The sequence below is a fragment of the Candidatus Limnocylindrales bacterium genome (assembly GCA_035559535.1).
Lineage (GTDB): Bacteria > Moduliflexota > Moduliflexia > Moduliflexales > JAUQPW01 > JAUQPW01.
Genome location: DATMBG010000007.1, coordinates 1 through 15897, shown reverse-complemented (window position 1 = coordinate 15897; position 15897 = coordinate 1). Strand labels below are relative to the sequence as shown.

At 47.4% G+C, this 15897-nt stretch carries 4 protein-coding genes and 1 rRNA gene; 1 reads left to right on the top strand and 4 read right to left on the bottom strand.

Features of this window, described 5'->3' with window-relative positions; all coding sequences use genetic code 11:
• Positions 1-58 precede the first annotated feature (58 nt).
• From VNM22_01740 to VNM22_01725, 4 genes are all read right to left on the bottom strand, one after another.
• The gene (locus VNM22_01740) at positions 59-577 is read right to left on the bottom strand and encodes a DciA family protein (GenBank protein HWP45858.1); all 519 of its coding nucleotides are present in this window, start codon (positions 575-577) and stop codon (positions 59-61) included.
• 134 nt (positions 578-711) lie between these two features.
• On the bottom strand, positions 712-1995 hold the full coding sequence (hisS, locus tag VNM22_01735) for a histidine--tRNA ligase (protein HWP45857.1): 1284 nt from the start codon (positions 1993-1995) through the stop codon (positions 712-714).
• Between the two features lie 67 nt (positions 1996-2062).
• The gene (locus tag VNM22_01730) at positions 2063-14131 is read right to left on the bottom strand and encodes a fibronectin type III domain-containing protein (protein ID HWP45856.1); all 12069 of its coding nucleotides are present in this window, start codon (positions 14129-14131) and stop codon (positions 2063-2065) included.
• Between the two features lie 64 nt (positions 14132-14195).
• Complete coding sequence (locus VNM22_01725) at positions 14196-14966, bottom strand: DUF4159 domain-containing protein (protein HWP45855.1); 771 nt, start codon at positions 14964-14966, stop codon at positions 14196-14198.
• 789 nt (positions 14967-15755) lie between these two features.
• Here VNM22_01725 and VNM22_01720 point away from each other — a divergent pair.
• A 16S ribosomal RNA gene (locus tag VNM22_01720) occupies positions 15756-15897 on the top strand; the annotation flags it as partial.

Here is a 15897-nt window from a genome sequence, read left to right as displayed (position 1 = left end):
GGACGATCGATCATTCAGAGAGGAAAAGCAAGAGGGATTTAGGGAAGGATAAATCTGGTCAAAACTTCGACCTTAGCTTCTCTAGCTTTGCTGCTTTAATCCGAACGCGGCTTATCACTTCTCGAAGTTCAACATCGGAAATTTGACTTAACTCTCGCTCAATTTCTTGATTCTCACCGGCATCCAGGAAGATTCGCTCGTACCACCTGTCCTTGTTGCCTGTTAGTTGACCGTTGTTTTTTGTTTTTGTACCCTTCGTAGCTTCAAGATTTGGGTTGTATTGCCTTTGAAAAAAGATAATCCGAGAAATCTTGTGGGAAATCACCCGGTTTAAGTTTTCCAAAATCTGTGGACCGATCTCCTGAAGGGGCCGGAGCCAGGTGGGAGCTTTGACTTCCACATAAAGGGAAGATCCCTTCAGATGATGCGGTTGGGCTCTCTGAGCGATTTGATCTCCTACAATACGGTTCCAGACCATCCAGATTTGTAGATCACGACCTGCTTCCGGTTCACCTCTGCGGAGAGACTCTTGTTCGTGGTTTAAAACCCGGGAGAGAATGGAAACTAAAGGCTTCATTTCTTCACCAGATTCCTTTACTCAAAGTTATCTGCTTACAACAGGGAATCTTCTTGCTGATTTTACTGACGATTCTGAGATAAGTAAAAATACCCCCCGGGTGGTTTTACTTATCCCTTAAAAAACAGCCTTCCCTATCGGGAGGGGAAAGATCCATGGGGTATTTTCTTCCCCTTCAGATGTTGGATAATCTCTTCTCTTTTGATCTGCTCCTGCGTTCCCTCTCGCATATTCTTGACGGTTAACTCACCGGTTTTAAGCTCATCCTCTCCTATCATGATCACGAAGTGGACTTTGAGTTTATCGGCGGTTCGGAGTTGACTTTTAAGGCTTCGGTCCTCCTGATATTCTATTTCTGCCGTGATGCCGACGCTTCGTAGTTGACTCTGCAGCAGGAACGCTTCCTGTTTGGCTTCTTTTCCCAGTGCGGCTATGAAAACATCTGGAATATAACCTTCCGGTCTGATCTCTAAGAGAGAGATGAGCCGTTCAATACCCATGGCAAAACCGATACCTGGAACCGGTGGACCTCCAATATCCTGGGATAAGCCGTCATAGCGCCCCCCTCCCACAATGGCATTTTGCGCCCCAAGCTTAGAACTGACAATCTCAAAGGCAGTTCGCATATAATAATCCAGACCTCGCACCAGTCTGGGATTGATCATATATGTGATATTTAAAGCTTGTAAAAGGTTTTCAAGCTTTTGGAGATGGTCTTTGCAGATCGAACAATAAAAGTCACGAAGGAGAGGAGCCTGCAAAACAACTTCTCTACAGGTTGGATTTTTGCAATCTAAGACCCGAAGGGGATTTCGTTCATATCGACCCTGGCAATTCTCACAAAGTTCGTTAAGATGCTCTTTAAGATACTTCTTCAACTCTTCTCGATACGTAGGTCGACAGTTCGTACATCCTACCGAGTTTAGTTGAAGTTGAAAGTCTTGTACACCTAAGCCGATCAGGAAATCTCGAAGTAAAGCTAAGACTTCAGCATCTACCAGAGGATCTTCAACGCCTAATACTTCGGCACCGATCTGGTGAAACTGACGAAACCGACCGGCCTGGGGTCTTTCATGGCGAAACATAGGACCTATATAATAAACCTTGTAAGGACGATCTTTATCTCCCTTGGCGTAGATCTGGTGCTCTACATAGGCCCGCATGACCGGTGCCGTTCCTTCCGGACGAAGGGCCATATCTCCTTCTCGAGGATCCGGAATGATATACATCTCCTTTTGGACAATATCTGTGTCTGCCCCTACTCCTCGGATAAACAACTCTAGTTTCTCCAGAGCCGGCGTCCGTATTTCCAAATAGCCGTACAAATGAAAAATCTCCCGGGCCTTCTGCTCGACCCATTGCCAGGTGCTTACTTCGCCCGGTAAAATATCTTTAAATCCGCGTATACCTTTAATCAAATAGGGAAGTGTAGAAGTACGGGCGTATGGGGGGTAAAAGCCCCATACGCCCTACTCCGATAAAGTTTTACTTTAGGATCTTCTCGGTCATTTCCTCGGTACTGAACTGTATATCATTCAGGCTGAATTCTCTACCACCGATGGAAATCCAATTGGTATAGCTATAATTTGTACCGGGTTGACCCGAGGATTCAAGGGCTTTTTTCAGATCCGCTTCTAAATTCTGTTCCAGTTTGTGCCAGGTACCGTCTCGATAAGAAGTTCCAATGGGGACGTAGATATAATTGCCGGACACGGTTAGGGGTCCTTCTCTGGGAATATAGGTTAGATAATAAGTCTCTCCCGTAGAGGTCACAACCTTTACAAAGAACTTGAACTCTTCTCGGGCTTTTATCTGGGCGGATAAAATCTTTTCCGTAATTTGAATGCCCGGCTTTACCGGATAAGCAATAACTAATTCTCTTCCTGTGCGGGATTTGGCCTGAAGAACCGGTTTGTTTAATTCACTATCTGGTTGGATACTTAAATCGCCCTCTCCATAGTGAATCCCCCAACTTGCCGCAGCGGTTCCTCCATCGCTTACAGAAATAGTTTTAACCAGCTTACCGGCCAGATTTACATCTCCAAGGGAAAACTGGGTTCCTCTCACTGCGAACCATTTAGTTGCCAGATAGTTCTGCCCGGTAGCTTCAAAGAGATCCTTTCTCAGATTTCTCTCCAGATTATGCCAGTTTCCATCCAAAAACTCCGAACCCAGTCGGAAGAACACAAAATTATCCACCCGATGAAAGGCAGGTTGCCTGTCAGGCATAGTCTGCTGTCTGTTATCGGTTATTTGGGGTCCATGGTCCATTGTCTGTCCCGGGTTTAATCGAGGAGTTCCTTGTTCATTATCGGCTGCAACAGCTACTTCCTTATCACTACTCAATCTCTGCTCCTGACTCACAGCCCACAAACCATTATATGTAGAGGCTTGATAGGCCAGGTAGTATTCGTCCTTTTGGGTTGACATAACCTTTATATAGACAATAAAAGGTTCTCGACTCTTGATCTTTAAAGATAATTGATCCTGGGGGAGTGTTACCGTATTATTTCCGGCCGGATAAGAAACCACCAGGGGACGCTTAATCCCAAAAACCCTATCGGTGGAGGTTACCTGAATACCCATATTATCCTCTGAAAGGATCGTTCCTTTTCCCTGATAAGTGCTCCATTGTCCCTGATGGATCGGTTTTTCTGGGCTGATTGCACTTATCGACGGACGACCTACAGGAAGGGACGGACCTAGGGTCATTTCAACCACCACGTTGGAAAGCTCAGAAATATTACCACTTGGATCTGTGGACCGGATGGCAAAGGCATAGGTTTGACCTTCCTTGAGGTTTGCCACCACATACTTTTCTACAGATCCAGGATTGGACGGTTGAGGAGGAGTAGGTATCCGAACAGCTTTCTCCCAGGGAAAAGGTATCCGGGACGTAGTGACCTGAGAACGCGAAGTTGTGGGAACCGTTTCTTGGCTCTTTTGCCCGTGTACCTCTATACCTCCCTGCTGGAGAGTAGTTTCCCCCGAGCCTGGAACCTGTCCCGATATTGAGGGGGTCGGCTTTATCTTGGGTTTAGCCTCAGGAATCTCTTCGGGTTTGGGGAGAACAGACCGCATCGAGCGTTTCGACGCTGCAACAGATGGTTTTCGTACAGATCCTTCCTGTCCTGTACCTTCCGGCCCTTGCCTCTCTATCTTACCCTTTTCCTTTGAAGTCTTTTGGGATTTCTTACCAGAGGACACCTCGGGTTTAGCCTCAGGTTTTTCGGTTGTTTTCTTTCCGGGCGGTTCTATCTTGGAAGGAGGTACATCTTCTGTGGTCATCAGCTCCGGCGTTTCCCCGCTTCCAGATTTCTGAACCTCCGCTCCGGGTGTACCTTGCCCGCCCTGTCGTCGCGTTTCTATCCTCTCATGCCCCCAGGTACCCGTTCCTTCTAAATCGGTGTCTTTTACTTCCCAGTAGCGAATCTCGTAAGATGCTACCTTCCCGGTATTGGGGTCTTGAGGCGCCGTCCAAATAAGGGTAATCGTATTTCGGGTTGGAAACGCAGCGACTAAATCTCCAATAGCCACAGGTGGCGTCACATCTTTGGTCTGGGTAGAAACAATATTGGATAGGGGTGAAACGTTACCGGCTTGATCTATCACTTTAATCGCAAAGTAATAAGGTGTATTTTCCTGGAGAGTAATTCCTTGAGCAGGTCCAATGGTAAATCGTTCTAAAGCTCCGGGGTTACCCGGTTGTGGAATACCCTGAACTCTCTCGGCAGTTTCCCAACCTGCATTGGATCCTTCCCCAAAGGGTTGTATGCTATAGCGCAAATCGTAGGCAAAGGCTTGATCGTGCAAAGCGTCATCCTTTGGGGCAGTCCAGGTCAGAGTGATGGTATCTTTGGTGGTGCTTTCCACCTGGAGGTCCCTTACCGGTTGAGGCGGAATGGTGTCCCTTGTAAAACCTTCTGCAATGTTGGAGAGGGGAGAGGGATTCCCACTTTTATCTACGGCTATGATGCCGAAGTAATACTTTTTGTTAAAAGCCAACCCCCGGATAACCAGGTTTTCAACGGTTCCTGCTACAGACGGCTTGGGGACTTCCTTGACTTTTGTTGCTTTATTCCAGTTAGCGGGATTGAGAGGTTCTATCGAGTAGCGAATTTCGTATTTATCGGCCTGGCCTACCTTACCGTCATCTCCAGGAGCCGTCCAGGAGAGGGTAAGGCCATCTGTCGAGGCAGTACGCTCTTCCCGTGTATCGGGTGTTTCAGATGTGCCAGGACTACTGGTCTTTCCAATGACTTTCAAGTCTGTGATCATTTCAGGACCTATGGCATCCCCCGTTCGCGCCTCCAGGATATTGGAAAGTCCGGAATAATTTCCGCGATTGTCAATGACCTTTAAACCGATATAGTAAGTGGTATTATGGGTTAAACCTGTCAGGAGAAATTCTTCCCTTTTACCGGCGCTTTTAGGTGCCGGAACTTTAGGAACTTCCGTGGCCGAATCCCACCTCTCCAAAGTGGCCCGATCTGTAGCATACTTAAGCGAATACTGGGAGGCCTGTCCTACCTCCCCATCATCCCCTGTGGCCGTCCACGCAAGTTTAAGCCGATCCAGTCCTACCCCTACCACAGAAAGATCTTTTACAGGAGACGGAGCTACCACATCCGGTGTAGTCGCTTCAACGATATTAGACAGGGGAGAAGTGTTTCCGGCTCCATCTGTAGCCGTCATGGCAATGTAATAAGTGGTATCCGAAATTAAATTTGTTAAGGTCATGGACTGAAGGGTACCGGCTTCTTCTGGAAGGGGTTCTCCTGCGACCGTTTGAGCTTTGGACCATCCTTCAGGAAGCTTACAACGCACATCCCCCCCACAGTATCGTATATCGTAAAAGGCGGCTTTTCCTCTGTTTTCATTGTTTCCAGGTGCAGTCCAAGAAAGGGTGATGGTATGACTATCCAGACTTGTAACTTTAAGATCTGTAATAGCCGCAGGTGGAATGTGATCAGGAGGGGTCCAGGATACCACGTTGGAGATGGGGGAGATATTCAGCGCCTCGTCTAAGACTTTTATAGCAAAGAAGAAGGTTTCTTCTTGGGAAGGGAGTGGAACGATAAAAGTTTGGGGGGTTCCGGCGGCCTGGGGAGTGGGCGGATGGAGATATCGCTCTGCCCTGACCCAATTGGTTTCATCTAAAGGGGTACGGGCGTAACGGATATCATAAGCTGTGGCAGTCCCTTCATGACCGTTATCACCCGTAGCCGTCCAGGAGAGTTCTAAGCAATCTAAAGTTCGAAGTTCAGAGCCCGGAGATTCAGATCTCAAATTATTGGATTTACGCTTTGTAAAGGAGAGTAGGCCTTGCTTACCCTTGGATTGTTTTTTGGATTCTGCAGATTTTTCAGGTCCAGAATCCGGAACTCGAGACCCCAGATTCTGGCCTTCAGGGCTTTGACAGGTTATGGGGCGAACTACCAGATCTGTAATGGCTGCCGGAGGAATTATATCTAATCGGTTCACCTCCAGTTTATTGGAGATTTGTGAGGCAGAGATTCCGGTGCCCGGGACTCCTGCTGTACCCGGTACCGTCGGACCTCCCACTTTGAAGACCTTGACAGCAAAGAAAAGCTTTTCGTCGGGGGGTAGGTTGGTCAAAACCACCTGCTCTTGAGAGCCCGGTTCTTTTGCTTTAATTCGAGCCGGGTAGAGGGTTGCCTGGGACCAGTTATCTTCGGTTATTTCTTGTTTTGCATAACGAATTTCATAGAAACGTCCTTCGGTACCTGTAATACCCGTTAGATCTCCCCCTGGAGTTGTCCAGGTTAAGGTTACCTTGTCCTTATCTACCTTTCCCACGGCAAGATCTGTAATTCGGTCTGGCAAGGTATAAGCCCAAACTGTATTGGAAAGGGGAGACACGTTGGAGGCGTTATCGATAGATTTGATGGCAAAGTAATAAGAAGTACCCTTACGAAGGTTCGTAACGACCTGTCTTTCTTTGGTTCCTGACTCCGAGGGTTTGATGACTGGAGAAACTCTGGTTGCCTGGGACCAATTTCCTTCGGTAATGGGATTTGTACTGTAACGCAGGTCATACCTAGCAGCCGTCTTATGGATTGGATCGTCTCCAACCGAAGTCCAGACCAGCGAGACGGAATTCTCGGTGGTCTCTTCAATGGACAGATCTGTAATCGCTTTTGGGGCCAGAGTATCAGCGGTGCTTGCTTCGACGATGTTGGATAAGGGAGAGATATTACTGTTTTTATCGATGGCCAGTACGCCAAAGTAGTAGATTTGATTGGGAACAAGACCTCGAACCGTTAATTTCTCTATAGTTCCGGCCTCTGCGGGAGTAGGAGGATTGGGGACCTTCTGGGCAGATGCCCAGGTCTTTTCGGTCAAGGGAACTGTGGAATAGCGAAAATCATAGGTAGCGGCCCGACCAACCCGATCGTCATCTCCGGTGGCCGTCCAGCTTAGGGTGATACTATCTGCTGCAGTCTCGGCAACTCGAAGATCGGTAATAGGTGCTGGGTTGATGGTATCTGCGGTTTGAACCGTTAAGATATTCGAAAGGGGAGAGAAATTCTGCCGATTGTCCATGACCTTCAAGCCGATATAATAGGTTGAATTATTTTTAAGCCCGGTGATGGTAAACACTTCTTTAGTCCCGGAGGGGGCGGGCTTGGGAACTCCAGGTACTTCCAGAGCATGATCCCATTCCTCCAGAGTTTTCAAATCGCCAGCATATCTGAGAGAATAGGCTGTGGCCTGCCCTTCGGTCCCATCATCCCCGGTAGCCGTCCAACTTATCTTTACCCAATCGGCTCCGGCTCCTATGACAGCAAGATCTACCACACCGGCCGGAGGAGTCAGATCCTGGGTGCGGATCTCGACAATATTGGAAATCCCGGATCGATTCCCCTGCTTATCTATGGCTTCAATACCAAAGTAATAAACCGTATCTCGGCTTAGTCCGGTTACCTTATACGTTTCCATACTTCCCGATGGCTGGGGTTTCGGTACCTCCGTGACCCGATGGGCTAGTTTCCAGCTCGTTTTGGTGAGTTTCTCTCCACTGGTATACCGTAGATCATATTCGTTCGCCTGTCCGACCCGACCATCGTCTCCGGTGGCTGTCCAGCTTAGGGTTATACTATCCTCGGTACTTTCTACTACCTGTAAATCCTCAATCACTCCAGGGCTCAAAGCATCTGCGGTACGTACTTCTACAATATTTGAAAGCCCAGAGATATTTTGCCGATTATCCAAGACCCTCAGAGCGATATAATAAGTGGTATTACTCTTGAGTCCTTTGAGGAGAAATTCTTCGGAAGTCCCTGCACTCTTGGGGAGAGGCATACGATTCGGTGCGACGGCTTCCGTAGCTTTTTCCCAATTTTCAAGGGTCTTTAAGTCAGTAGCATATCGTAAGGAATAACGTGAAGCGGTTCCTTCAATCCCATCATCTCCGGTAGCCGTCCAGCTTAATCGAACCCAATCGGGTCCGGTCTCTAAGGCTTTCAGGTCCGTGACAGAAGCCGGGGGAGTGGTATCCAGGGTAACTACCTCGATGATATTGGATAGTCCGGATCTATTTCCCGCTCCATCGATGGCTTCAATGGCAAAATTATATTTGGTATCTCTGGAAAGACCGGCTACTGTTACTACTTCAACAGTTCCAGATTCAGAAGGCTGGGGTAAGTTAGGGACTTCGGTGGCCGTCTGCCAGGTTTTAGGCGTTAGAGAAGATCCACGCCCGGGACCTACGACCATATATCTTAAATCATAACGTTCGGCCCGACCTACTTTACCGTCATCCCCTGTAGCCGTCCATTTTAGAGTGACAAGGGTTTCGCCAACTTCTACAGGAGCCAGATCTGTAATGAGAGCCGGTTTAATAGTGTCTGCAGTTCGGGTGCGGAGAATATTGGAGAGGGGCGAAACATTGTTTTGACCATCAAAGATCTTTAATCCGATAAAATAAGTGGTATTACTGTTCAGTCCTGTAATCGTAAACTCTTCCTTAGTCCCGGGTTGAGCAGGTTTAGGAACGTCTGAGACCTCCACAGCCTGATCCCACCAGTTAGGATCCGGTTTCAACTCTGTTCCTGTACTCCCCAAATATCTTAGGGAATATTTGGCCGCCTGCCCTTCAGTGCCGTCATCTCCGGTGGCCGTCCAGCTTACCTTCACCCAATTAGGTCCGGTACTGACTATGGCCAGATCGGTCACAGCCGCCGGGGGGGTTAGATCTCGGGTGCTTACTTCGAGAATATTGGAGATTCCGGATCGATTTCCCTGATTATCAACGGCTTCGAGGCCAAAATAATAAGTTGTGTGCCTTTTCAACCCGGTAACTTTAAAAGTTTCACTACGTCCAGCCTCTAACGGCCTGGGTAATCCTTCCACTTTATGTGCCAACGGCCACAGATTTCTGGAAAGCTTTTCACCCAGGGTATATCGAAGATCATATTCGCTGGCTTGACCAACCCTTCCATCATCTCCGGTGGCCGTCCAGCTTAGTGTGACACTGTCTTCGGTACTCTCTACCACTCTTAAATCCGTGATGGGTGCCGGACTAAGCGCATCACTGGTTTTCGCCTGAACAATATTCGAGAGCCCAGACGTGTTCCCTCGACTATCCCGTACCTTTAATCCTATATAATAGGTAGTATTACTCTTCAGACCTCCGGTTATAATGAACTCCTCTCTATCTCCAGGATTACCGGGTCGAATCATATTTGGGACTTCTGGGGCATGGTCCCATTCTTTGATAGCTGCAGCCGTTTCCGCATAGCGTAAGGAATAAGAGGCCGCTCTTCCCTCCATCCCATCGTCTCCGGTAGCGATCCAGGTTAGTCGTATCCAATCTGCACCGGCCCCCATAACCGCCAGGGTTTGTACCGTGGCAGGCGGAGTAGTATCGGAGGTAGAGACTTCTATGACATTGGATAATCCGGAGCGATTTCCCTGCTTATCAATAGCTTCAATGGCAAAGTAGTAGGTGCTGTTTTTAGATAATCCGGTCACCGTAAAGGTTTCTGTTTTGCCTGCTTCTCCAGGTTGGGGTAGCCCCGTAACCGGTACGGCATGGGTCCAGTTGTCTTTGGTTAATACACCTTCTCCGGATTCTCTTTTCTTTTTATCCTTCGGGGTACTTTTGACGGTGAATCTTAAATCATAAGAGGCCGCTCTTCCAATTTTACCGTCATCTCCGGTAGCCGTCCAACTCAGGGTAATGCTACTTTCTGTATTGGCAACTACCCGCAGATCTACAATGGGATCCGGGCTGATAGTATCCTGGGTTTTGGCCTGAACAATATTGGAAAGTCCTGAAGTGTTTCCGGCTTCATCAATGGCCTTTAGGCCGATATAATAAACGACATTGCTTTTAAGTCCCGTTAGGGTGAATTTCTCTTTCTCACCGGACCTGGCAGGTTTGATCATAGAAAACGCCTCGGTCGCTTGATTCCATTCCTCCAGGGTTTTACGATCCAGAGCATATTTTAAGGAATAGGCCGTGGCCACTCCTTCGGTCCCATCATCTCCGGTGGCGGTCCAACTTAGTTCTACAGAGTCTCCCGTTGTTCTCACAACCGATAGATCTTTAATAGGCGCCGGTGGGGTAACATCTTTCGTTGTGATCTCCACCACGTTGGACAAACCGGAGCGATTTCCCTGGGCATCGATGGCTTCAATGGCAAAGTAATAAGGAGTCCCTTTAACCAGACCTGTAATACTAAACGTTTCGGTACTACCCGATTCCGCAGGTTTGGGGAGATGTTCTATCTTCTCGGCCAGCGGCCAATTTTCTTTCGTTAATTTCTCTTTTTGGGTAAATCTTAAATCATAAGCTGCGGCTCTCCCAACCCTTCCATCATCTCCGGTAGCCGTCCAGCTCAACGTAATACTGTCCTCGGTACTGCTGGTTACCCTCAGATCTGCAATAGGTGCCGGATTGATGGTATCCGCTGTTCGCGCTTGAACAATATTCGAGATTCGGGAGAGATTCCCCCGATCATCCCCGACTTTAATTGCAAGATGATAAACCGTGTTGCTTTTAAGACCTGAAATAGTAAACTCTTCTTTACTTCCTGATTTTCCGGGTTTGATCATATTGGGAATTTCGGTTGCCCGATCCCATTCCTGAACCGTTTGAAGGCTTTCGGCATATCGCAGAGAGTAAAACGAAGCCTGCCCTTCGGTGCCATCATCTCCGGTAGCGGTCCAACTTACCCGAACCCAATCGGCTCCACTTCCCTGTACTGCCAGATCTGTAACGGCAGCCGGAGGAGTTGTATCCGAGGTCGATACTTCCAGTACATTGGATAAACCGGAGCGATTCCCTTGTTTATCAATGGCCTCAATGGCGAAATAGTAAACAGTATCCCGGGCAAGGTTTCTTACAATATAAATTTCCGGTTTACCGGATTCGGCAGGTTGGGGCAGTCCGGTTAGTTTATTGGCCTGATCCCAGTTGTTTTTGGTTAACTTCTCCTTTACCGTATAACGGAGGTCGTATCGAGCTGCTTTACCTGTTCGGCCATCATCTCCAGTGGCGGTCCAGCTCAAGGTGACACTATCTTCTGTACTGCCGGTAGCCCGTAAATCGGTTATGGGGTCTGGATTAATCGTATCTGAGGTCTTTACTTCGACCAGATTGGAGATAGCCGAATAGTTCCCTGCTCCATCAATAGCTTTTATAGCAACGTAATAACGAAGGTTACTCTTTAATCCAGAGAGTTTGAATTCCTCTTTTGACCCCGAGGGCAAAGGTTTCGGTAAATCCTTTGCTTCCTGGGCCTGGTCCCAGGCCTCCAGGATTTTAGGATCTTCTGCATATCTTAAAGAGTAAGCAGCCGCCGTCCCCTCGGTTCCATTGTCACCGGTAGCCGTCCAGGACAATCGGGCCCAATCGGATCCGACTTCCATCACGACCAGGTCTTTTATGGGAGCCGGTGCTATTTTGTCCCGAACGTCCACCTGAAGAATATTGGATAGAGGAGATTCATTGCCCCGCTTATCCACCGTCTTCATGGCAAAATAATAAATTTTATCGGCCAGGGGTTCTTTGATTATAAATCTTTGTAAAGTCCCGGCCGCCTCCGGAATAGGACCTATGATAAGGTTTTTAATGGAAGACCAGTTTGCATCGGTAATGGGGGATTCTGAATAACGAATATCATACCGAAAAGCCCTCCCTACATTACCGTCATCGCCGGGAGCCGTCCAGGTCAGAATAATTCCTTCCGGAGTGATATTTTCGACCCTTAGATCCTGGATCTTAGCTGGAGGTATTTTATCCTGGGGAGTCCAGGTGGCAATATTAGACAGGGGGCTGATATTTAGAGCTTCATCGATGGTCTTGATTCCAAAATAAAGAACTTCGGTAGTAGCAGGCTTTGGAATCAAGAACTGCTGTTTCGTTCCGGCAGGTAGCGGTTTAGGTTCTCCGATAATCTCTGCGGCTTTGGACCAGGAAGACTCGCTAAGAGGTTGGGACGCATATCTGATATCATAGGCATTGGCACTTCCCTCATATCCATTATCTCCTGGAGCTGTCCAGGTAAGTTCAAGTTGCTCTCCCTTTTCGACCACGACTAAATCTTTAATTGCACCTGGAGGAATAGTATCCAGACGGTCCAGTTCCACCACGTTGGAGAGTTTGGTTTTGTCTTTTCCATCTGAGGCCCGGATGGCCAGGTAAAGTTTCTCCCGGGGAGGAAGGTTAATGAGAACAAAGGTTTCTGGCTGGCCTGGAGAACTGGGATGCAGATCGGTGGTATATTTGGTGGCTTTCTCCCAGGTTTCCTCGGTTATCGGCTCCCCTGAGAATCGAATATCATAAAATTTAGCCGGATTTCCTTTTACACTGGGAGCCGTCCAGGTTAGAGTCACAGTAGTATCCGTAAAGTCCGAGATGGTCAAATCTTCAATAACCGGTTTAGCGACCACCGGTGGTGTTGCAGGCTCCTCCCTTTTAACCTCAGGCCCTCTCTGAAGGGAAGATTGAAGGGCTGTATCCGGGACTTGGGATCTTTCGGCTTCCGGGCTTTTTGTCAGGTTTGGAGTCGGTTGTGCACCGGAGACAGGCGTAGAGGGTCGTAGGGTTTTTGCTACCTGTCCGGTAAGGAGGGTTTGACCTAAGAAACCAGTATGTTGAGGATCTCGATGGAAACCTGCCCAGGGGATGTCAGGTCGAGAGGACCTGGCCACGCGCCCGGAACCTGGGATACTCCAGACATAAACCTTATGGTCCCTGGACCCTACCACAACTTCGATGTTGCCGTCTTTATCAAGGTCTCCAATAGCCGGTGAGGAAGTGATAGGTCCTCCGGTGGCTTTGGGCCAGCCTGGGAGCAATTTTCCATTCATATCCCAGATATAAAGTTTGTTATCCTTGGAGCCTATGACAACTTCCAATCGCCCATCTCCATCTACGTCTCCCACAGCGGGAGAAGAGGTAATTTCCCCGTCTGTAATGGTCGGCCAGCCATCGATGAGTTTTCCTTTTCCATTCCAGGCATACACCTTTCCATCTTTGGAACCGACAATAATATCTGGAAGCCCGTCATTATCCAGATCTGCCAAAGCCGGAGAGGAGGTTACCCAACTTCCCACTGTAATAGGCCAGCCTGGTTTCAATTTTCCATGGCTATCCCAGGCGTAAACTTTATCCCAGGATCCTGCTATAATATCTAACTCTCCATCCCCATCGATGTCTCCCACAGCCGGAGATGTAGGGACAACATGTCCAGTTACCTGAGGCCATCCCGCTAAGGGAATCCCCTCTCCATTCCATATAAAAACCTGGTTATTATCCGATCCGATAATTATTTCGGGTTTACCATCTCCATCCAGATCCGCCAAAGCCGGGGAAGAATAAACAAAGAGACCGGTGGATTGTGGCCAACCCCTTGCCAGAGATCCATCTGCATTCCAGACATAGACCTTATTGTCAAAGGATCCTACCACCACCTCAGGGGACTGGTCTCCATCTACATCCCCGATAGCCGGAGAAGAGTAAATCACACTTCCCGTGGTGACCGGCCAACCCAGGACCAAACTTCCACGGAAGTTCCAGGCATATATCTTACCATCGAAGGATCCTACAATAACCTCGAGTTTACCATCTCCGTCCAGGTCTGCCAAGGCCGGAGAAGATCGAACCGAATCTCCTGTACTTACCGGCCATCCAGGTAAGGGAGTCCCATCAGCTTTCCAGGCGTAGACCTTACCGTTATCAGAACCGATGATGATTTCCAAACATCCATCTCCATCCAAATCTCCCAGAACAGGTGATGAATTCACGACAGCTCCCACATCGATGGGCCATTTTTTAGGGTCGAACCTTTCCCCCTTACCAGGGGGGGATGTAACTGGAGTTTGGGGCTCTTGGGGGGGTTCAAGTTTCACTCCTTCGGCAAGCTCAGAACGGACTCCAGGTTTATCCGGAGGGCTATTTGAACGAGTAAATTGTGCAGTTATACCTAATGGCGAGGTCAAGATCAGGGTTAATAAGAGAACTAAACAGGCAGAAAAGAGGTATCGACCCTTCATGGCAGTTTGTCCTTTGTCCTTTGTCATGCCTGGAGCTGGCTCTCTGTTCATGACTACGAACAACAGACAGCAGACAACAGACAACGGACGATTATTGAATTCTCTTCAATATAGATGGCAAGTGAATCTGATCCTTTTTGTAATCTGTGGTAAGGGCGTAGAGAACCAGATTAATACCTAATCGAAAAGCTAAAGCGCGTTGATGCTCACCACCGGGTTGGCATTCATAAACCCAATTCCCTAGATCATCCCGCTCCCAGGCACCTCCGAGGTCATTCTGGCAGTAAATAACAGGAGTCAGATCGTCAACATAGATCCCTTCTAAATAAGGGTTCACCAGATTTCGTCCCCCAACGGCTTTTAATAAATAAAAAGAACGAAATACCGTATGATCTGGTGGAAGTGTGGTTAAAGGACTATCTGGAAAAATACGAGCTAGCTCTCTTCGAACCGATTTATCAAACCCATAATTCTTATGTCCCAGATTATCATCGATCAGTAAAAATCCCCCAAAGTTCAAGAACCGCCTTAAAATTTCAATCTCTTGATCTGTAAAAGGCTCAAATTCTTGCCCACCTGTCATATATAAAAAGGGAGACATGAACAAGGCTTCATCCGTCAACCTTACATTGTTTCTTTCTACGTTGGCTTCTACGCTGGTTCGCCGCATTAACTCATACATGAGTTCTTTGGAGCTATTACGATAAGGATTCCAGTTACCTCCACGATAGATAAGCTGGGTAAACGTAAATTTTTCCGCATCGAATTCGGGAGCCGTAGAAGCAGTTCTGGGAAAGAAAGAAGTTCCTAGCAGGAATGTTGCATACTTGAGAAACTCTCTTCGTGTTGCTGGAAATTTCATACTCTTACACCATCCTCGGAGAGGGCCAATAAAGGTTAAAGCTAAAGCTGACAGAAGCGTACCCAATCTTTTTCCCTCTGTCAAGCTTAATTTCAGGTAAATACCGAAATTCTATCATAAAATTAAAAAAAACGGAAAGAAGTTATCTGAGGATAATGTTAAGAGAAAGTTGAACTCTTTGCAAGTTATAAGAATTCCTTAGACTCAGCTCAGGACCATGGGAGTATGGTTTAAGGAAAATAAAAAAGATACTCCCTGAAAACCCCCTTGAGGAAGGTTAGAAAGAGGAAAAGTAACCTGTTAAACTGATGCATACTTCTCCACTCCAAAGGATAAGCCGTTGACAAGAGTCAAAAATTAAAATATATTAATTTTATCCGTTAGGAAGTGGCAATGAGGTTGATAAAAGGCTTTAGGAGAATAAGGAAACACCCCTTGACAAGGATTGAAGTTTAGTTTTATATTAAAAACGTTCTTTCTGAAAAAGAACAGAGTTAACTGGTAGTTATAAGATAACATTGCTGAAGATAAGTTCTTGACAAAAATTGCAGATTAACTTATATTGATAGTGTTCCTCGAAAGAGGAACCTGATTAAGTGATCGAAAGATCCAATTTTCCCCTCCGTGATTACCTTTTAAGTTAAGGTTTAATCTTTAATCCTCAATTAAAATCTAAGTTTTCTAAAAAGTTTAATCTTTTTTCTTCCATTTTTGTTCTTTGACATAGGAGCAGGTTGATGGGAGGGATCAACCGGAGTCAACCTGAGAGTTTCAAGGTTTTAAGAAGTAATTACGGAGAGTTTGATCCTGGCTCAGAACGAACGCTTGCGGCGTGCCTAACACATGCAAGTCGAGCGAGAACGGGAGGCAACTCCCTAGTAAAGCGGCAGACGGGTGAGTAACACGTGAGTGACCTGACTTTGGGACGGGG

Coding starts and splice junctions, on each gene's coding strand:
- VNM22_01740 (HWP45858.1), bottom strand. CDS start 577: ATGAAGCCTTTAGTTTCCATTCTCTCCCGGGTTTTAAACCACGAACAA.
- VNM22_01730 (HWP45856.1), bottom strand. CDS start 14,131: ATGACAAAGGACAAAGGACAAACTGCCATGAAGGGTCGATACCTCTTT.
- VNM22_01725 (HWP45855.1), bottom strand. CDS start 14,966: ATGAAATTTCCAGCAACACGAAGAGAGTTTCTCAAGTATGCAACATTC.